Here is an 18,893-nt window from a genome sequence, read left to right on the forward strand (position 1 = left end):
GTTGTCCGATAGCCGATCGGCTAACGGACACTCTTAAGCTCGGAGCATGGGGATGAACAAGGATCAACGTCTGGCTGCGATCATCGGCGGGTTGGTGGCGGTCCTCGTGGGCGGCGGCGTAGCCGTTGCTGGGGCACTCAGTCTTCTTGGTTCCTGACTGAGCACTCCGCAGACGGATCGGCTACCGGCCGGTCAGCCGCTCTTGGCGCCCCTGGCAGCTATTGAGCGATTCACATCTGCTACCTCTGCTCGCTCCTCAGCCGAGAGTCCGGCGCGGCGGAGAATCTTGTCCAAGACGTCGCTCTTCAGAACGAGGTACTCTCCCGGATTCCCGGCGGACCTCGCCGCTTGCCGCTTCGCTGCCGCGTATTCGTCACGCAGCTCCGAATCAGCACGGAGGACTTCGCGAACGGCGAGATGGTTCCGTAGCGCGAGGGACCCGTCAGTCATGACGTAGGTGTTGCTCGGAGCGAACCTCTCAGGCGTGAAGAACGCGATACGTCCTGGCACGCCCAGGTCTCCGCGCGCCTCGAATCCGATGTGAGAGAGCGCGCGGGCGGCCTGCTCGGCGTCTGAGGCTTCAACAACCACGTCGACGTCGATGATGGGCTTGGCAGCGAGCCCGGGCACGGACGTGCTTCCGACATGCTCAATCGATCGGTACCCGGCGCCGGCCGTGCGCAGCGCTTCACCATAGGCAGTCCGCAGCTCGGTGAATCGTGCGGACCAAGATGCTTGATACTCAACGATCTCGATCACATCCCGTACCTAACCACGGCGAGCGTTCGGTGACCGATCGGCAGGCGGTCACTCCTTGCCGTTTCGCTTGCGGATGATCCCGAGGACGATGCCGTAGACCAGCACAGCCCCGAGGAGGGGCAGCGCGATCCACGTCCCTGATGCACCCGCAGCGAACATGGGCAGAGGCTACGCCGAGCAGTGCACCCTTCGTCCGATGGACGATAATCGACCGATACGACGAGTGGTCTCAGCCTCTTCTAACCCCGCGCACTACCGACAAAGTGAGCCAGGCGCGGGTTCTGGAACCCGTGCCACCCGTGGTACATCATCCCCTCCTGTCGCGCTCCTTGGTCCATGAGCTGAAAGACGGATCGAAGCTCATCATCGGATCTCGATGAGAACGCGGAACGAGCTCGATCATCATCGAGCACGGCAAGAAACGCTGGCTCCGCTCGGGCAGAACGGTAGAACGAGAAATTGGGGTAGGCACCTGGTCGGCTGTCCTCGGGGTCCGTAGTGGCGATACCGCGCAAAACGTCGAACTGCACCAGCAGCGTCACCGTGTCCGCTCGCCCCTTCTCGTCGAGGAGAGCGAACAGACGATCTGCGATGGGGGTGGCCTCCGCGATAATGCCGGACCGTGTCAGGTCCTCGTCCCGTCGAGCCTGTGCGGAGCGCGCCGCCATGACCTCGGCCTTGCGAAGCAGGCTCGTCCAATAGCCATCGTGCGTGTGAATCGGAGCTAGCCGCGCGAGGGCGTAGACCTGCTGCCAGCGCTTCTCGTTGACGAGAGCAGCACCCAAGGCCATGGCGCTTGTCATTACGAGGCGATGGCTCGTCACGAAGGTCGACGGATACTGCATGAACTCATCGTCGTTCGCGCTGTAGATCGTTCGGTAGCTCTCCATCACCTCGGCGAACGGGTCGGAGAGGCCGTAACGCGCCGTCAATACTGCGACTATGTTCAGCCGATCGAACTCGCGCTGGACCTCGATAGCTGCGGCTTCGTTGTCGACGTCGCCGTTCGCTCGTGCTCGCTCGACGATGCCCCGCGCCGTGTTCGTTATGCGACGCACGAGAGTGTCGAGGCCTACGGCATCCTGCCGTCGAATCAGTTCGGTGGCCGCAACAGTGAAGGAATCGACCGGGATGTCCGCCGCGAGGTCCACGTAGCCGGCCCGATCCAAGTTCGGAGACGCCTGCCGGATGGTCTCGAAGATGTCTTTTCGCCACTCCTCCTTGCGTACCGCCACGATGCGCTCCAGGATGCCCCTGGCCTCATGCTGATTCCACCGCACACTCGATGTGCCTCGCCGCACGAACACATCGCTTTCCCGCCATACGTCACCGCCCTCGTGACCGGCGTCCTTCACCATGATGCGGAGCCCGTCTTGGTGAGGCCCGATGCCGATCAGCAGATACGTCGAGTTTTCCCATGTGAGAAGGCTGGCGCTCAGGTCGAGGGGCTCACCGAGAACCTTGACGACCTTCGACCGGATCTTTTGCTCGTCGTAATCGCGTGGGTTGGCGGGCGAGAAGGTACCACTGGGCGAGCCGTCGTCGTTGGCACCCACGACCACATACCCACCGTCGGGCAGGGACTCCATGGCCGCGAAGTCTTTGCACAGCTCGACTAGGTCCCGCTTCTTGCTTGGGTTCCAAGTTGACTTGTATTCCAAGTCCGGCATCTCCGCGGAACGACGCAGCAGTGCCGACAACACGTCGACATCGACAGGCTTGACCATGGAGCGCAGGCTACCGTCCCGACTCTCCCCTCCCGCGATCGCGACTGCGAGTGTGTCCGGTGACCGATCGGCTATCGAACGGGCGAGCGGGAGGCGCTTCGCCGGGTAAGCGGCAGGAGAGCGACGGGCGCGACGGCGAGAGCGGCGCCGATCATTGCCACGGCCGTCATCGCCCAATCAGCCTCAGAGATTGTCACGTGTTGACCAGACGGGCTAGAGAGCGTGCAGTCGGTACCGAGCGGCCAGTACGACGGGGTGACGCTGACGCCGACCTCTTCACTGACTACAGCACCGACAGCAGCGGGGTTCGTCATGCAGTCAGCTCCATCATCGCCTCCGAGGAGGCGTCCCTGAGCCGCGATCACTGCACCACCGACGAGCATCAGGCCGACGACGACGGCGACCGCAGTCAAGAACCAGAAACGCGCCCAACCCCATCCGGTCGGTTGATCGTCGCGTGCACCCATGACGTCGAGTCAAGCCCATCAAGCCGAGGCACGCTGCTCGGAACACACTGATCCGCCGTGGTCTACCGGACGCCGGACAGAGGCCTCCTGCTGCTCGATCGGTCGAGCGTCAGGTCGCCGATCGGCCACTGAGACGGAACTGCGACGACCAGCCACCGCCGGTCACGGACCGAGCGTCGATGCCGGTCAGGTCGTGACGGATCTCTCCCAGATCCGCACCAAGACCCCGTCCGGTTCACGCCGTTCCCTGTTGGATGCGAATCCGGCGCGAACCGCCACCCGGGTCGAAGCCGAGTTCTCGGGTTCGATCGCGAGCTGCGGACTCAAGGACAGTTGCGATGCGCTTCGCGCAAGCGCACCAACGGCATCCGTCGCGAGGCCCCGTCCTCGGTGCTCGGAGAGCACGGCGTAGAACAAGTCGACCGAGTCGCCGCGCGGAGCCGCGCCGCACGTTCCCGCGCGCACACCATCACCTGTGGAGATGACCCACCGGAACGACCGTCCCTCCCGAGCGCGCGTCACGAACGAGCGGCATCGGTCGCGGGCTTGGGTCTTGGTCATGGACGCGGGGTAGAAGGTCCAGCGGGTGACCTCCGCGTCCCGACTCAGCGCGTACTCGATCGGCCAGTCGTCTTCCGAGATCGCAGCGAGCGAACCGCCCGTCAGCGGCAGGTCCAGTCGGTCAGGCCACACGTCCCCCATCACCTCACGGTACTTCGTGCAGTCCTTCCGCTCCTCACCACCTCACGACGCCCGGTCGCCTCGGGCGCCGGAGAAGGTGGCGGCCACGATCGCGGGCGACTCACTGACCGTCTCAGGGCCGAGCGATTCCGGCACATCAGCCGTCTTGCGCCGGCCCGGCGCGACGAGGAGCGCACCAGAGTCGCCCGTGAAGGGTTGGCCTGTTCCGGCCATGACCGGTGACTCGGGATCTGCCCGCAGCTCGATGCGGCGGAGCCGCGCTACAGGTGCTTGTACGCCCAGACGTAGACGTGGCCGTGGTACTCGCCGGAGTACACCTTCGTGAAGTCTCTCGTGCCACCGCGAACGGACGTCACACCGATCTCCGCCAGCGCTGGCGCCTCGGAAGGAGCAGCGGAGGTGTGAACGTCATCGACCAGTGCCAGCCAGGCGTTGACGTCTGCGCCGGCAGGCCCTTCCAGCAGCACTCGGATCTGCGGGGTACCGGTCACGGCTGCTACTGGCTCCGCTTCCGCGACGAGGACTGTCCGGACGTCGGGTACGGCTCACCCGAACTGCTTCTCGACGGCGCGACGCGGCACCGCTCGGCAGGACCACGGGGAATGTTCGTCACACGTTCCGTACTCGCCGGCCAGCGTCGGCGCTGCTGCTCCGCCGGGCCCGTTGGACATCGCCGACACACCCCAGAACACGCCGCCGGCCGCGACCCCTGCGAGGACGAGGATGACCGCAACGAACACCGCCAGTGCGCCGAGACGCCCTCTGACGGGAGACACATTGGCCCGCGGAGACATCACACCATCCTGTCGGTTGGGCGTCCTCGTGACGTCATCCGCGCGACGGGTCGCTCCACTCCTCATCGACGATCGCACCCAACGTCCCTCGCCTCGCTGTGCACATGCACACTGCGACGGGATGTGCACTCCCCAGAGCCGATCGTCCGCCGAGACTCAGCTCGTACCAGGACGAGCAGTCAGCTGATGGCACCCCACGACCTCCTGGCCGGGGCCTCAGCTCGCCCGCCGAGGACAGGCTGCTCGGCGGCCGACCGCGGCGCCGATCGGGACGGAGCCACGGCCCGTTGTCTACCGACGCCGGTAGCGGATGTGGGTCGTCAGCGGCGAGTGGAGCACCTCGACCGGCTCGAAGTCGAACGTCTCGGAACCGTCCGCGAAGATCCGCTCCCCGGACCCCAGCAGCACCGGTGCGATGTCGAGCGTCAGCTCGTCGACCACGCCCGCGGCGAGCGCCTGCCGGACGGTGGCGGCTCCCCCGGCGATGTCGACCCCGGCGTCACCGGCTGCCTCGACGGCGCGGGCGTAGGCGGCGTCGAACCCGTCAGTGACGAAGTGGAAGGTCGTCCCGCCGTCGAGCACGATCGGGTCGTGCTCCTGGTGCGAGAGGACGAAGACCGGCGCGTGGTAGGGCGGTTCGTCGCCCCACCAGCCGGTCCACTCGTCCGGTCGCCCGTGGCGAGGCGGCCCGAACATGTTCTGCGCCATGACGTACGCGCCGCGGGGTCGCATGAGCCAGCCGGCGGCGGTACGGTCCGCCGCACCGACATCGGCGCCGGGCAGGTGCCAGGTGTGCAGCTCCCCGCCTCGTCGGCCGAGGGGTTGGTCGAGGCGTTGGTCGGGTCCCGCGACGAAGCCGTCGAGGGAGATGGACATGTGGCAGGTGGTGTCGGTCACCGGCTCACGTCCCCGAGCACCTTCCGCCAGGCGGCCGTCAGCGTGGCGTACTCGTCGTCCGAGACGAGGTCGCGCACCCCGGTCGCGAGTACCGCGGACCGGACAGCCTCCTCGGCGCCGGCCCGGTCCCGGAGTCGTGCGTCCGAGTGCCGGACCGCGCGCCCGGCCTCCTGTGCGGCCTCGATCTCCTCGACGCGTCCTGCGGCACCGGCGGCCTCGAGGGCGTGCTGCCAGGCGGCCACGAGGTCGGCGTTCGTGACCATCCGACCGTCGGCGCCGCCCTGGATCGCGAGGGATGCACTCGGTTCCGGCAGCAGGATGGCCTCGTCCGCCTTCCAGACGACGTCGAGCGACTCGGCCTCGTCGGCGGTGATCCGCCCTGCTCGCTCGATCATCGCCTGCAGTCCGGGGTTGCTGGTGTGGTCCGACACGGTGTCCTCTCCGACCGACGCACCCGCGTGGTCTGCTCCATCCTCTCGGCCGTCCAGCTCCCCGCGCACAGCCGCCACCCAGAGCGGCAGCGCGGCGGCGGCGGCCGCCGCCCTCGGCTGCGTCCTCGACGCGGAAGTGACGGTGCGGAAGTGACGGTGCGGACGCACACCGGATCGGACGGGAGGCACGGGTCGGGCCCGCACCGCGCCTCCCGTCCGCAGTCCGTCAGTTGGTCCAGCGCTGCCGCGTCAGGCGCCGTCGAGGCGGCCTGCGCCGACGGGGAGCGGTCCGGCCCGGTACACGAGCGAGACGTCGTCCGCCGTCACGGTCCTGGTCGCCGCACCGAAGCGCCACACGCGGTTGTAGAGGTACACGCCGATGCGGGTGCCGCCCTCGTCCGGGACCGCCCACGTCCCGGTCCCCCACTGGGCCGGGTGTCCCACGCCGTCGATCGTCACGGTCGGGCGGGCGAACCAGGTGAACGGCGGTCGGGTGATCCGGAGTTCCACCCGGCGCCTGGTCGTGCCGGACGAGCGTGTCGTGTCCACCGTCGCAGGATACGGGGTCGCCGGTACGGGCCGCGTCAGAGCGTGTCACCCATGCGCGCCGCGATCGCTGCCCGGTCACCGGGAGCCAGTGGAGGATGTGGGTACCGGGTCGTGTCCTCACGGAACTCGAAGCCGTCGTCGGAGGTGCGCGGCACGACGTGGAGGTGGGCGTGCGGCACCCCCTGGTCGGCCGCGACGCCGTTCGACATGAGGAGGTTCGTCCCCTCGACCACCGGGCCGAGGACATCGCGGAGCGCGCGGTCGGCGCGTTGGGCGACGCGGGCCAGCTCGGTGACCTCGCCGTCGTCGAGCGCAGCGAAATCGGGTGCGTGCCGGGTCGGGAGCACGAGCACGTGACCGGGGTTGATCGGGTGCGCGTCGAGGACGGCGACGACGAGGTCGCCACGGAACACGACGTCGAACGAGTCCGCAGCGAGGTGCGCGCAGAAGTCGCAGTCGTCGCTGTCGGTCATGCCCCGCAGGCTACCGGTGGTGGACGTCTGCGACGGTCCGGACCCGGACGGCGCCAGACTCCCGGGCGGTGCTCGGTCCGTCGGTGGCGCCCCGGGATGGGACGATTGGCGCATGACCGCCACGCTCGTCGCCAAGGGACTCTCCGGCGGGTACGCCGCACGCACGCTCTTCGACTCCCTCGACCTGACGGTCGCACCCGGGGACGTCATCGGCGTCGTCGGGGTGAACGGCGCCGGGAAGTCGACCCTGCTGCGGCTGCTCGCCGGGGTCGACGAGCCGCTCGCCGGCAGCGTGTCTCTCGCACCGACCGACGCGTTCGTCGGCTTCCTGCCGCAGGAGCACGAACGCCTGCCCGGCGAGACGGTCGCCGCGTACATCGCCCGGCGGACGGGGTGTGCCGACGCGACCGCGACCATGGACGCCGCGGCCGCCGCGCTCGGAGCACCCGACGCAGGGGACGCCGCGGCGGACGCCTACTCGGCGGCGCTCGACCGGTGGCTCGCGGCGGGCGCGGCCGACCTCGACGACCGCATCCCGGTCGTGCTCGGCGAACTGGGCCTCGCCGTCGGCGCGGACGAGGACGGCGTGGGGCCGGAGTCGCTCATGACCGCGCTGTCCGGCGGTCAGGCCGCTCGCGTCGGCCTCGCCGCCCTGCTGCTGTCGCGGTTCGACATCGTGCTGCTCGACGAGCCCACGAACGACCTCGACCTGGACGGCCTCGACCGGCTCGAGGGGTTCGTCCGGGGGCTCCGCGGCGGTGTCGTGCTCGTCAGCCACGACCGCGAGTTCCTGGCGCGATCGGTGACCGCCGTCCTCGAGCTGGACCTCGCACAGTCCGCCAACCGCCTCTTCGGCGGGGGCTACGACTCGTACCTGGAGGAACGCGAGATCGCCCGCCGGCACCGACGCGACGCGTACGAGGAGTTCGCCGCCACCAAGGCGGACCTCGTCTCCCGCGCCCGCACACAGCGCGAGTGGTCGAGCCAGGGCGTGCGGAACGCGATGCGGAAGAACCCGGACAACGACAAGATCCGCCGTCGCGCGGCGTCCGAGTCGAGTGAGAAGCAGGCGCAGAAGGTCCGCCAGATGGAGTCCCGGATCGCCCGGCTGGAGGAGGTCGAGGAGCCCCGCAAGGAGTGGCAGCTCGAGTTCACGATCGGCAGCGCGCCGCGGTCCTCGGCGGTCGTCGCGACGCTGTCCGACGCGACCTTCGTGCAGGGCGACTTCACGCTCGGACCGGTCTCGCTGCAGGTCGACGGCGGTGACCGGATCGGCATCACCGGTCCGAACGGGGCCGGCAAGTCGACGCTGCTCCGCGCGCTCCTCGGCAAGCAGGCTCCGACGACCGGCGGGGCGTCCCTCGGGTCCAGCGTCGCTGTCGGCGAGATCGACCAGGCACGGGCGGCCTTCACGGGCGATGCGCCGCTGGCTGCCGCGTTCGAGGCGGTGGTCCCCGAGTACACCACGGCGGACGTCCGGACCCTGCTCGCGAAGTTCGGGTTGAAGGCGGACCACGTCGGACGTCCCGCGAGCGCGCTCTCACCCGGGGAGCGGACCCGTGCCGGCCTGGCGCTGCTGCAGGCCCGCGGGGTGAACGTCCTCGTGCTCGACGAGCCCACGAACCACCTCGACCTCGCCGCGATCGAGCAGTTGGAACAGGCGCTCGACTCCTACGACGGCACGCTCCTCCTCGTGACGCACGACCGACGCATGCTCGAGACCGTCCGCCTCGACCGTCACTGGCGGGTGGAGGGCGGCCGGGTCACCGAACGCTGATCCGCTCGGTGTCCTGCTCGCCTCCGGCCGAACACGCAGACCGGATGGCAACGGATGGCAACACCGGGAGCTTCCTTGCGAGCGGAGACCGCTCCCTCAAGGATGTTGACGTTGCCACGGCCGACGACGGCCGATCAGGGGGCAACGTCCGAAGCAGGAGGGAGCGGATCGATGGGGATTCGCAACGACACCGCCGGGACTCCCGGCACCAGCACGCGACGATGGCGGACACTCGTGGCGATCGGGATCGCCGCCGTGCTCGCGGCCACCGGGCTCGCGACCACCGGGGTGGCGGCCGCACCGGCTTCCGCCGCGACGACGTACAGCTCGTTCCGGCCGGGTGAGCAGTGGCTCGACGACACCGGCGAGCCGATCCAGGGCCACGGCGGCCAGGTCGTCACCGCGACCGACACGGACGGCAGGACCGTCTACTACTGGTACGGCGAGGACCGGGTGAACGGGTACAGCGACACCCGCGGCGTCCACGTGTACTCGTCGTACGACCTGTACAACTGGGAGGACGACGGCCTGGCGCTCCGGACGATGACGAGTCGCTCGGACTTCGACGATCCGTACTTCGCCGCGCTCTACGGAGGCTACGACCAGGCGCAGCGGGACGCCGTGTACCGGGACCTCGGCGTGACGGCTCCGAGCACGACCCGTCCGGGCGCGATCCTCGAACGGCCCAAGGTGATCCACAACGCGAAGACCGGCAAGTGGGTCATGTGGGTGCACGCCGACGGGCCGACGGACACCTCGGACGCGCAGTACGCGAAGGCGCAGGCCGGCGTGGCCGTGTCCGACTCACCGACCGGGCCGTTCCGCTACATTGACTCGTACCGGCTCGACCGGGTACCCGCGGACGATCCGTCGAACCACCAGCCGGACTCCCCCGGGATGGCGCGGGACATGAACCTCTTCGTGGACGACGACGGCACGGCCTACATCGTCTACGCGAGCGAGGAGAACCTCACGCTCTACATCTCGAAGCTCGACGCCGACTACACCAACCTGTCGGCGGACCCGTCGAAGGCCGTCGAGGGCGTCGACTTCCGGCGGCCGCAGCCCTGGATCGGCGGGCAGCGCGAGGCACCGGCGCTCACGAAGGTCGGGGGCACCTACTACCTCGTCACCTCGGGCGCGACGGGCTGGGCGCCGAACGCGGCCGCGTACGCCACGGCGACGGACATCCTCGGCACGTGGACGGCCCACGGCAACCCGGCGACCGGCACCGACTCCGGCACGACCTGCGACTCCCAGAGTACCTCGCTCCTGAACCTCGGCGACGGACGCGTGGTGTACATCGGTGACCGCTGGAACAACGCCGACGACCTGCGCACCGCCCCGAGTGTGTGGTTGCCGGTGCGGTTCGGCGAGGGCGGCTCGATGACGTTCTCGTGCGACACCGGCGAGTGGACCCTCGCAGACCTGCGGACGTACCAGCCGTGGACGGTGACGACCGCGGTGCCCGGCCAGGTCACGCTCGGCGACTCCGGAGCGCTCCCGAAGCGCGTGAGCGTCCGCGAGGGCGGCACCGCCCGCACGCACCGGGTCTCCTGGGCCGACGCACCGCTGCGCACCGCGGGTGAACAGACCGTCACCGGCACGCTCGACGACGGGCGCACGTTCACCCGGGACGTCACGGTGTTGCCGAAGCACCTGGCGTACTTCGTGGACGCCGGCGGACAGGGCACGGCGGACCACACCGCCGACCTGGCGTTCCTCCACCGCCGGGGCGACCGGCTCCTGAACAGCACCGCGGACCAGCGCTTCGGCGTCGACCCGCGGACCGGCACGCACTGGGGGTACTTCGGCACCACCGGCGGGGTCTCGGGGACGAGCGGCGGCAGCATCACGACCACCGTCCGGTGGCAGGCCGACGCCACCGACCTCGAGTACGCACTCGGCGGCCTCCGGCACGGTCGCTACCGGGTCGACGTCGGGTTCTGGGACCCGTGGACGAAGAGCGCCCCCGGACGCGCGGCGGCCGTGTCGCTCGACGGTCGGACGATCGCGACGGACCAGCCCATCGACGGCACCTACCGGACCCTGTCGGCGACGACACAGGTCGGGAAGGACGGCATCACCGACCTGCGCATCTCGCCGAGCACGAAGTACGGGATCCAGGTGAGCTGGATCATGGTGTCCAAGGCCTGACCAGGGCTGCCAGCCGTTCACGCACCGTGGGCGCGCCCCGACCACTGGGGGTCGGGACGCGCCCACCACGGGACGTGCCCACCACGGGACGCGCCTCCACCACGGGACGTGCCTCCACCACGGGACGCGCCCGCTCCCCGGCGCCCGACCACTCAGTGCACGGTGATCCCGAGTCGCCCCACGACGTCCGCGACCTGCTCGTCCGGGCTCCCCGCGGCCGCGACGGTCAGGTGCGCCTCGTCGTCCTGCGGCGGCTCGAGCGTCGCCAGCTGCGACGCCAGCAACGACGTCGGCATGAAGTGCCCGGCGCGACCGGCCATCCGCTCCGCGATCAGGGTGTCGTCACCCGTGACGTGCACGAACACGACACCCGGTGCCCGGAGCACGTCGCGGTAGGACCGTTTGAGCGCCGAACAGGTCACCACGCCGGGCGCGCCCGCATCGAGGTGCGACCGGATCCACTCCGCGACGACGTCGAGCCACGGCCACCGGTCCGCGTCCGTCAGCGCGGTGCCGGCCTCCATCTTGGCGACGTTGGCGGGCGGGTGCATCGCGTCGCCCTCCGCGAACTCCCACCCGAGCCGTTCGGCGACGCTCGCGGCCAGGGTCGACTTGCCGGAGCCGGAGACCCCCATCACGACCAGGACACGGGCGCCGCTCGTCCCGTCGCTCACCGGACGAACACCCCGGCGAGCAGGACGCCGAGCAGGCCGAACACGGAGATCAGGCACTCGAGCACCGTCCACGTCTTGAACGTCTGGCCCACGGTGGTGTTCAGGTACCCCTTCACCAGCCAGAACCCGGCGTCGTTCACGTGCGACAGGAACACCGAGCCGGCACCGATCGCGAGCACGAGCAGCGAGGTCATCGGCGACGACAGGTCGTGTGCGATGGGCGCCATGATGCCCGCGGCGGTCACGGTCGCGACGGTCGCCGAACCGGTGGCGACGCGGACGAGCGCCGACACCACCCACGCGACGAGCAGCACCGACACGCCGGACTCCTGCACGGCGTCCGCGATCACCCCGCCGATGCCGGTGTCGATGAGGACCTGCTTGAACCCGCCGCCGGCACCGACGATGAGCAGCACGCCGGCGACCGGCGGGAGCGCGCTCTCGAGGGACTTCGAGACCGCCGACCGGTCCATGCCGCCGCCGAGCGCGAAGAACACGATGGCGTAGAGCGCGGCGATGCCGATCGCGATCATCGGGGTGCCGAGGAAGTCGAGCACGCCGACCCACGTGCCGGAGGCGTCCGGTGCGGTGGCCTCGCGGACGGCCTGGGCGAGCATGAGGACGACCGGCAGGAGGATGCCCACCACCGCCACGGTGAAGGACGGGCTGCGCGGCTCGCTGATGACGCGGGTGAAGTCGCTCTTGCCGTTCGGCAGGGAGGCCGTGTCCTGCGTGGCGGGGCCGCGCCGCGCCTCCCGTCCGGCGGATGCCGGGTCGTCGGAACCGTGCGCCGACCCGCGCGAGCCGAAGATGTCGGGTGCCGGGATGTCGACCCACCGCGCCGCGAAGGACGCGAAGACCGGGCCGGACAGGATGATCACCGGGATGGCGAGCACGATGCCGAAGGCGAGGGTCGTGCCGAGGTTCGCGCCCACCGTCGCGATGGCGACCAGGGGCCCGGGGTGCGGCGGCACGAAGGCGTGCATGGTCGACAGGCCCACGAGCGCGGGCACGGCGATCTTCATGATCGGCACGGAACTGCGCTTCGCCACCAGCACGATGATCGGGATGAGCAGGACGAGACCGACCTCGAAGAACATCGGCAGGCCGATGAGCGCGCCGATCAGGGCCAGCGTCCAGGGCAAGGCCGCCGCGGACGACCGGCGGACGAGCGTGTCCACGACCCGGTCGGCCGCTCCGGAGTCGACGAGCATCTTGCCGAACATCGACCCCAGGCCGACGAGGATCCCGACGCTCGTCATGGTCGCGCCGAAGCCGTTGCCGAAGCTCGTGACCGCCTTGTCCGGCGCGAGTCCCGCGCCGATCCCGACCCCGAGCGCGCCGATCGTCAACGCGATGAACGGGTGCACCTTGAGCCAGGTGATGAGCCCGATGATGACGACGACGCCGATGAGCGCCGCGACGACGAGCTGCACGACGGGACCCGACGGGTCGACCGTCGAGGTCCCACCACCCCCTGCCGCGAGGACGGTCGAGTGGACCGGGAGAGCGTGAGGCATCTGGGCCCCTTCCTGGAACCGCAGCTGCGCGGCTCCGTCGCCTTCGTTCGTCGGTCTGGTGCCGCAGCACCGACCTGAATAATCTGATTAATCAGACTACATCACGTCGTGCCGCGTGCCGAGCACCCTGCGGCGCAGTCTGCCGCTTCGATGGACCTCGCGTCACGGCGACCGCGTGACCCGTACTGCATGGAGGAACGATGCCGACCCCGCGAGGACTGCACGCCCAGGTGCTCGAGACGCTCGGGCAGCGCATCGTCGACGGCGAGCTCGCCGCCGGCGCCGTCGTCCGGCCCGAGCACGTCGCGGACGAGTTCGGCGTGTCCCGCTCGGTGGTGCGCGAGGCCCTGCGGGTCCTGCAGTCGCTCGGGCTGGTCGAGCCCCGGCAGCGGGTCGGCACGCAAGTGCTCGGTGCCGCCTCGTGGGAGCTGCTCGCCCCGACCGTCATCCGGTGGCGCGGTGCCTCCCCCGCCTACTTCACCCAGCAGCGGGAGCTCCTCGAACTGCGGCTCGGCGTCGAGCCCGTCGCGGCGACGCTGGCCGCCGGCGCCGCGGATGCGTCCACCGTGCTCGACGCGGCGACCGACATGCTCGACGCCTGCGCGCGGGAGGACAGCCGCGCCTACCTGGAGGCCGACGTCCGCTTCCACCGCGGGCTCCTCACCGCGTCCGGGAACGCCGTGTTCGCGCACTTCGCCGGGACCGTCGAGGCGCTGCTGCGGACCCGGACGTCCGAAGCGCGCGACACCATCACCGAGTGGACGCGGGACGCCGCGGAACGGCACGCCGAGGTCGGGCGGCTGCTCGTCACCGGGGACGGCGCGGGCGCGGGCGCGGCAGCGCGCGAGCTGCTGCGGGTGACGCGGGAGGAGTTCGTCGCGGAGGCGCCGACCACCTGACGGACGGGAGGCACGGTGCGGGTCCGCCCCGTGCCTCCCGACAGGCGGTGTCGGCGTCGTGCCGGTCCGCCAGCTGCGCGCGGTGCGCGTCGGGCTGCGTCAGCGCGTGTCGCGGGCGCGGGCGAACAGGCGCGGTCCCCGCAGGCGGAGCCGCATCGTGACCGTGCCGAGCCAACGGTCGTACTTGAAGCCGACCTTGCCCATCCGGCCGACCTCCTCGAAGCCGAGTCGCTCGTGCAGGCGGATCGACGCCTCGGCCTGGCGGTCGGCGATGACCGCGATGACCTCGCGCACGCCGGCTGCCCGGCACTCGTCGAGGAGCGCCTCCATGAGCGCTCGTCCGAGTCCCTTCCCGCCGGCTGCCGCGCCGAGGTAGATCGAGTCCTCGACGACGTGGTTCGAGCGGTCGCGCGGGTTCCACGGGTCGACGAGGGCGTACCCGAGCACCTGACCGGACGGGTTCTCGGCGACCAGGAACGGCAACCCCCGGCGACGGACCTCGTCGTACCGTCGCTTCCACGCCGCGAAGGTGAACGCCGACGGGTCGAACGTGACCGAGGAGTTCCGGACGTAGTGCGTGTGGATCTCGCGGACGTCGGGCAGGTCGGTGGGTTCGGCCGCGCGGATCGTGTAGGCGAACGCGGCTTCCTGCGGGACGGGGGCGCGCAGGTGACGCGGGAGCACCCGTCGTCGCTGGTATTCCTCCTCGAGCACGGGTCGAGCCTACGGGTCGGAGCACCGACGATGCCGGTTCCGTGCGGCTCGGCGTGTGGGGGCGGCTGGGGCGCGGTGCGGATGGGGCGCGGTGCGGATGGGGCGCGGTGCGGATGGGGCGCGGTGCGGATGGGGCGCGAAAGCGACAGATGCCCGCCGGCGGCCCGCACGCATCTGTCGCTTCCGCGGCACACACGGCGGACGAGCGCGCGCGTCTGTCGCTTCCGCGGCACACACGGCGGACGAGCACGCGCGTCTGTCGCTTCCGCGGCACACACGGCGGACGGGCGCGCGCATCGGTCCGGCGCGCGCAGCGGTCAGGCGGGCAGGGACCAGTCGACCGGCTCGGCCCCCTGCGCCACGAGCAGCTCGTCGACCTGTGAGAACGGACGGCTGCCGAAGAAGCCGCGGCGGGCGCTCAGCGGGGAGGGGTGGGCGGATGCGACGACCGGCGTGTCCCCGAGCAGCGGCCGGACGGTCGCGGCCTGGGCGCCCCAGAGCACCGCGACGAGCGGACGGCCCCGGGCGACGAGGGCCCGGACGGCCTGGTCGGTGACGGCCTCCCACCCCTTGCCACGGTGGCTCCCGGCGTCACCGGCGCGCACCGTGAGCACCCGGTTGAGCAGCAGCACGCCGCGGGAGGACCAGGCGCGGAGGTCGCCGTGCGCCGGCGGTTCGACGCCGAGGTCGTCACGGAGCTCGGTGTAGATGTTCGCGAGGCTCCGCGGCACCGGCCGGACCCCGGGGTCGACCGCGAACGACAGGCCGATCGGGTGACCGGGCGTCGGGTACGGGTCCTGCCCGAGCACGAGGACCCGGACGTCGTCGAACGGGTCACGGAACGCACGGAGCACGTCGGCACCGGCGGGCAGGTACGGCCGCCCCGCCGCGACCTCGGCACGCAACCAGGCGCCCATCCGGTGGACGTCGTCCTCGACGGGGGCGAGCGCGCGGGCCCACCCGGGGTCGACGAGCTCGGCGAGGGGCCTCGGTTCCACGGGGCCTATGCGCCCATGGTGGCGACCGACACGGACTCCTCGCCGGCGATCACCCGCCAGACGCTGCCGGTGCCGCGGACCTCGAGCGCGCCCTCGCCCACGACGAGCGTGGTGTCCTCGTCGATCGCGAGCCCGGCGGTGACGAACTCGGCCTCGGCGCTCGCGATGAGCCGGGCGAGCGTGCCGGCCTGCACGGCGTGGACGTCGACGGTGAGGTCGACGAGCCCGAGCCCCTCGCGGAGCTCCACCTCGTCGAGCCCCTCGGACGCTTCCTCCGGGCACACTTCGACCCCGCCGATGCGCCAGCCGCCGACCAGGGCACGGTCCGCGGCGATCATCGCGCCGGCCGAGTAGCCGAGGTAGGGCAGGCCGTCGGACACCAGGAGCCGGACCTGGTCGACGATCGGGGCGATCGCCGTGAGGTAGTCCGGCGTGACACCGCCCGCGACCACGAGCGCGTCGATGTCGCTGAGCACGGCGGTGTCGAACACGGCGCCGGCTGCGACCTCGGTCACGACGACCTCGGCGGCGCGGGCTCCCCCGAGCGTCTCCGCGATGTCGGCCGTGCTGGCGGGCGAGCTCCCGTCGGCGCGGGCGACGGACAGCAGCCCGATGCGCGGCGTGGTGCGGCCGACGGCGGCGGCACGCGCGGTGGCCTCCGCGGTGAACGGGGCGGCGGCGTCCGCGGCGGCGAGGAGTCCGCCGCCGACCAGGTGGATGCTCACGACTCGGCCGTCACCGGGGCGAGCGCGCTCCACGGGAACGTGATCCAGCCGTCGACCCGACGCCAGACGTGGTCGGGCTCGAGGACGGTGCCGGGCTTCGAGTACAGGCAGGCGCTGCGGACGTCGGCGCCCGCGTTCGCGATGATGTCGACGACGAGCCGCAGGGTGCGGCCGGAGTCGGAGACGTCGTCGACCACGAGCACCTTCTTGCCGGCGAGGCTCGGGGCGTCCAGCGCCGGCGCGAGGATGACGGGCTCCTCGAGCCGCTGCTCGACGTCGGTGTAGAACTCGACGTTGATCGAGCCGCACTCCTTCGTGCCGAGCGCGTAGGCCACGGCACCGGCGATGATCAGCCCGCCCCGGGCGACCGCGACGACGACCTCGGGCTCGAAACCGGACGACAGCACGTCCTTGGCGAGCAGGCGGGCGGCGTCGCCGAACTCCAACCAGCCGAGCACCTCGGGCCCGCTCGTCACGGTCACGGTCGAGGGAGCCTGGGCCACGGGCTCGGGGTCGCTGCTGATCGGCATCCGACCACGGTACCGGCACGGACCCCGCGCCCGCGACCCGCGATCCGGTCCGGGCGCGTGCGCACCGGTCCGGGCGCGTGCGCACCGGCCCGGCGGACGACCCCGGACCGCCGGGCCGGTGACGAGCAGCGGCCGGACCGCCGCGTCCGCTCAGACCATCTTCTTCAGCTCAGGCCTTCGGCGTCAGCGGACCCCGCGCCAGCTTGTGCTGCGCCGACTGCGCGACCGGCCGGACCGTCACCAGGTCGAGGTTCACGTGCGCCGGGAGCTCGACGGCGTGCACGATCGCCTCCGCGACGTCCTCGGCGACGAGCGGCTCGGGCACGTTGTCGTACACCGCCGCCGCCTTCGCCTCGTCGCCCCGGAAGCGGGTGAGGGCGAACTCGTCGGTCTTCACCAGACCGGGTGCGATCTCGACCACCCGGATCGGTTCGCCGTTCAGCTCCAGCCGGAGGGCTCCCACGAGCGCGTGCTCGGCGAACTTGGCGGCGTTGTACCCGCCGCCGTTCTCGTACGCCACGTGCCCGGCCGTCGAGGTCACGGTCACGACGTCGGCGTGCCCGGCGGTGCGGGCCGTCGACCGGAGGACGGGCAGGAGCGCCGCCGTCACGCGCTTGGTGCCGATCACGTTCACCTCGAACATGGCGCGCCAGTCCTCGACGTCGGACTCCTGGACCGAGGCCGAACCGAGTGCGCCGCCGGCGTTGTTCACGAGCACGTCGACACCGCCGGACCCCCGGACGTGGTCGGCGAGCGCCGCGACCGCGTCGGCGTCGGTGACGTCCGTGACGAGGTAGGTCGCTCCGGTCTCCTCGGCGAGCGCGCGGAGCTTCTGCTCGCGCCGGGCGACGGCGAGGACGTCCCAGCCGCGGGAGCGCAGGAGCCGGACGGTCGCGGCTCCGATGCCCGAGCTGGCTCCGGTGACGACGGCGCGACGAGATGTCATGGGTGTTCCTCCGAACGGATGGGTGTGTCGGTCCACCGTAGCGATCACGACGCCCGCGCAGCCGGTAGCGTGTCGGGCCATGACGACCGCAGCCACGACGACGCGCCTGGAGCCCGGGCGGGTGTCGCAGCGCATCCCGATGTGGGACACGGCGCGGTTCCTCGCGGTGACGCTCGTGGTGATCGGTCACGCGATCCAACGGCAGACGTCGGCGAGCGAGCACGCCCTGGCGCTGTACACGTTCATCTACGCGTTCCACATGCCCGCGTTCGGCGTGATCAGCGGGTACTTCTCGTCGGCGGACACCCCGACGGCCCAGCGCATGCAGCGGACGATCCGCGACATCGTCGTGCCGTACGTCATCATGCAGACGATCTGGACCGTGGTGCAGGCGATCGTGGAGGGCGGCAAGGAGTTCAACCCGACGCAGCCGACGTGGACCCTGTGGTTCCTGCTCGCGCTCGGGATCTTCCGGCTGATCCTGCCGTACCTGGCGCAGCTGCGGTGGCCGCTGTTCTGGGCGGTCGTGTTCAGCATCGGGGTGGGCTACTTCGACAACGTGGACTCGACGCTGTCGCTGAGCCGGGCGATCAGCCTGCTGCCGTTCTTCCTGGTCGGTTGGCAGGTGAAGCAGTGGGGGCTCTTCGACCGCTGGTACGACGCGCCTCGACGGACGGTGGTGCGCGTGCGGGTGGCCGCGGCTGCTGTGTTCGCGGCGTGGGCGGTGTCGTGTGCGATCTGGATCCCGCAGTTCAAGGAGTTCGACCTGCACCACTGGTTCTTCTACGACGACTCCTACTCGGGACTCGGAGAGGACGCCTGGTGGGCGGGTGCCGTCCGGCTGGGCCTGATGGTGCTCGCGGCGGTGCTGACGACGTCGTTCCTGCTGCTCGTGCCCCGTCGGACGGTCTGGATCACGCGGTTCGGGGCGGCGACGATGTACGTCTACCTACTGCACACGTTCGTGCTGTACCCGATCCGGGAGAGCGGCATCCTGGCCGGTGAGCACTCGGCGTGGCCGTACGTGCTGCTGATGGTCGCGTTGGCATGCGCGGTGAGCCTGTTCCTGGCGCAGCCGTTCGTGCGGCGCGCGATGCGCTGGCTGCTCGAGCCGAAGGTCGACTGGCTGTTCCGGAAGGACACGGCGCGGTAGG

At 70.8% G+C, this 18,893-nt stretch carries 18 protein-coding genes; 4 read left to right on the plus strand and 14 right to left on the minus strand.

Annotated features, from left to right (window positions below; translation table 11 throughout):
• Window positions 1-192: 192 nt before the first annotated feature.
• The 7 genes from Csp2054_RS14875 to Csp2054_RS14915 form a co-directional block, all read right to left on the minus strand.
• Window positions 193-759, minus strand: coding sequence for a GrpB family protein (locus Csp2054_RS14875; RefSeq protein WP_096900239.1), 567 nt, complete (start codon window positions 757-759; stop codon window positions 193-195).
• A 239-nt stretch (window positions 760-998) separates the two neighbouring features.
• Window positions 999-2,486, minus strand: coding sequence for a helix-turn-helix domain-containing protein (locus Csp2054_RS14880; RefSeq protein WP_096900240.1), 1,488 nt, complete (start codon window positions 2,484-2,486; stop codon window positions 999-1,001).
• 653 nt (window positions 2,487-3,139) lie between these two features.
• Window positions 3,140-3,655, minus strand: coding sequence for a GNAT family N-acetyltransferase (locus Csp2054_RS14885; RefSeq protein ID WP_141399286.1), 516 nt, complete (start codon window positions 3,653-3,655; stop codon window positions 3,140-3,142).
• Between the two features lie 1,085 nt (window positions 3,656-4,740).
• Window positions 4,741-5,346, minus strand: a complete 606-nt coding sequence (locus Csp2054_RS14900) for a dihydrofolate reductase family protein (RefSeq protein ID WP_096900244.1) — start codon at window positions 5,344-5,346, stop codon at window positions 4,741-4,743.
• Window positions 5,343-5,777, minus strand: a complete 435-nt coding sequence (locus tag Csp2054_RS14905; protein WP_141399287.1) for a hypothetical protein — start codon at window positions 5,775-5,777, stop codon at window positions 5,343-5,345. The genes Csp2054_RS14900 and Csp2054_RS14905 overlap by 4 nt, the downstream gene beginning before the upstream one ends.
• A 249-nt stretch (window positions 5,778-6,026) precedes the next feature.
• The gene (locus tag Csp2054_RS14910) at window positions 6,027-6,326 is read right to left on the minus strand and encodes a hypothetical protein (RefSeq protein ID WP_096900246.1); all 300 of its coding nucleotides are present in this window, start codon (window positions 6,324-6,326) and stop codon (window positions 6,027-6,029) included.
• A 35-nt stretch (window positions 6,327-6,361) separates the two neighbouring features.
• On the minus strand, window positions 6,362-6,799 hold the full coding sequence (locus Csp2054_RS14915; protein WP_176491741.1) for an HIT family protein: 438 nt from the start codon (window positions 6,797-6,799) through the stop codon (window positions 6,362-6,364).
• 112 nt (window positions 6,800-6,911) lie between these two features.
• On the opposite strand from Csp2054_RS14915, the gene Csp2054_RS14920 reads away from it, so the two are divergent.
• A complete protein-coding gene (locus Csp2054_RS14920; protein ID WP_096900247.1) occupies window positions 6,912-8,576 on the plus strand; it encodes an ABC-F family ATP-binding cassette domain-containing protein in 1,665 nt (554 codons plus the stop codon).
• A 171-nt stretch (window positions 8,577-8,747) separates the two neighbouring features.
• Window positions 8,748-10,733, plus strand: coding sequence for a glycoside hydrolase family 43 protein (locus Csp2054_RS14925; RefSeq protein WP_176491742.1), 1,986 nt, complete (start codon window positions 8,748-8,750; stop codon window positions 10,731-10,733).
• A 152-nt stretch (window positions 10,734-10,885) separates the two neighbouring features.
• Here the strand turns inward: Csp2054_RS14925 and Csp2054_RS14930 are convergent, their stop codons facing one another.
• Together Csp2054_RS14930 and Csp2054_RS14935 are read right to left on the minus strand one after the other, a co-directional pair.
• A complete protein-coding gene (locus Csp2054_RS14930; protein WP_096900270.1) occupies window positions 10,886-11,368 on the minus strand; it encodes a gluconokinase in 483 nt (160 codons plus the stop codon).
• Window positions 11,369-11,403: 35 nt separating this feature from the next.
• A complete protein-coding gene (locus Csp2054_RS14935) occupies window positions 11,404-12,927 on the minus strand; it encodes a GntP family permease (RefSeq protein WP_217990932.1) in 1,524 nt (507 codons plus the stop codon).
• A 200-nt stretch (window positions 12,928-13,127) separates the two neighbouring features.
• On the opposite strand from Csp2054_RS14935, the gene Csp2054_RS14940 reads away from it, so the two are divergent.
• Window positions 13,128-13,826: a FadR/GntR family transcriptional regulator gene (locus tag Csp2054_RS14940; protein ID WP_096900249.1), complete on the plus strand. Its 699-nt coding sequence runs from the start codon at window positions 13,128-13,130 to the stop codon at window positions 13,824-13,826.
• Window positions 13,827-13,925: 99 nt separating this feature from the next.
• Here the strand turns inward: Csp2054_RS14940 and Csp2054_RS14945 are convergent, their stop codons facing one another.
• The 5 genes from Csp2054_RS14945 to Csp2054_RS14965 form a co-directional block, all read right to left on the minus strand.
• Window positions 13,926-14,540: a GNAT family N-acetyltransferase gene (locus Csp2054_RS14945; protein WP_096900250.1), complete on the minus strand. Its 615-nt coding sequence runs from the start codon at window positions 14,538-14,540 to the stop codon at window positions 13,926-13,928.
• A 317-nt stretch (window positions 14,541-14,857) separates the two neighbouring features.
• Window positions 14,858-15,538, minus strand: a complete 681-nt coding sequence (locus Csp2054_RS14950) for a uracil-DNA glycosylase (RefSeq protein ID WP_096900251.1) — start codon at window positions 15,536-15,538, stop codon at window positions 14,858-14,860.
• A 5-nt stretch (window positions 15,539-15,543) separates the two neighbouring features.
• Complete coding sequence (locus Csp2054_RS14955; protein ID WP_096900272.1) at window positions 15,544-16,263, minus strand: Type 1 glutamine amidotransferase-like domain-containing protein; 720 nt, start codon at window positions 16,261-16,263, stop codon at window positions 15,544-15,546.
• Window positions 16,260-16,793, minus strand: a complete 534-nt coding sequence (locus Csp2054_RS14960) for a phosphoribosyltransferase (RefSeq protein WP_176491743.1) — start codon at window positions 16,791-16,793, stop codon at window positions 16,260-16,262. Before Csp2054_RS14960 ends, Csp2054_RS14955 begins: the two co-directional genes overlap by 4 nt.
• Window positions 16,794-16,962: 169 nt before the next feature.
• Entirely contained in the window at window positions 16,963-17,739 is a 777-nt protein-coding gene (locus Csp2054_RS14965; protein WP_096900252.1) for an SDR family oxidoreductase, read from the minus strand.
• Window positions 17,740-17,818: 79 nt separating this feature from the next.
• On the opposite strand from Csp2054_RS14965, the gene Csp2054_RS14970 reads away from it, so the two are divergent.
• Window positions 17,819-18,892, plus strand: a complete 1,074-nt coding sequence (locus Csp2054_RS14970; protein ID WP_096900253.1) for an acyltransferase family protein — start codon at window positions 17,819-17,821, stop codon at window positions 18,890-18,892.
• Window position 18,893 lies beyond the last annotated feature (1 nt).

The organism is Curtobacterium sp. 'Ferrero' (genome assembly GCF_002412165.1).
Lineage (GTDB): Bacteria > Actinomycetota > Actinomycetes > Actinomycetales > Microbacteriaceae > Curtobacterium.

Bases quoted from the DNA above. Each gene is read 5' to 3' on its own strand.
- Csp2054_RS14930 (WP_096900270.1), bottom strand. From the start codon at position 11,368: ATGGGGGTCTCCGGCTCCGGCAAGTCGACCCTGGCCGCGAGCGTCGCC.
- Csp2054_RS14965 (WP_096900252.1), bottom strand. From the start codon at position 17,739: ATGACATCTCGTCGCGCCGTCGTCACCGGAGCCAGCTCGGGCATCGGA.
- Csp2054_RS14935 (WP_217990932.1), bottom strand. From the start codon at position 12,927: ATGCCTCACGCTCTCCCGGTCCACTCGACCGTCCTCGCGGCAGGGGGT.
- Csp2054_RS14925 (WP_176491742.1), top strand. From the start codon at position 8,748: ATGGGGATTCGCAACGACACCGCCGGGACTCCCGGCACCAGCACGCGA.
- Csp2054_RS14920 (WP_096900247.1), top strand. From the start codon at position 6,912: ATGACCGCCACGCTCGTCGCCAAGGGACTCTCCGGCGGGTACGCCGCA.
- Csp2054_RS14880 (WP_096900240.1), bottom strand. From the start codon at position 2,486: ATGGTCAAGCCTGTCGATGTCGACGTGTTGTCGGCACTGCTGCGTCGT.
- Csp2054_RS14915 (WP_176491741.1), bottom strand. From the start codon at position 6,799: ATGACCGACAGCGACGACTGCGACTTCTGCGCGCACCTCGCTGCGGAC.
- Csp2054_RS14970 (WP_096900253.1), top strand. From the start codon at position 17,819: ATGACGACCGCAGCCACGACGACGCGCCTGGAGCCCGGGCGGGTGTCG.
- Csp2054_RS14960 (WP_176491743.1), bottom strand. From the start codon at position 16,793: ATGCCGATCAGCAGCGACCCCGAGCCCGTGGCCCAGGCTCCCTCGACC.
- Csp2054_RS14940 (WP_096900249.1), top strand. From the start codon at position 13,128: ATGCCGACCCCGCGAGGACTGCACGCCCAGGTGCTCGAGACGCTCGGG.
- Csp2054_RS14885 (WP_141399286.1), bottom strand. From the start codon at position 3,655: ATGGGGGACGTGTGGCCTGACCGACTGGACCTGCCGCTGACGGGCGGT.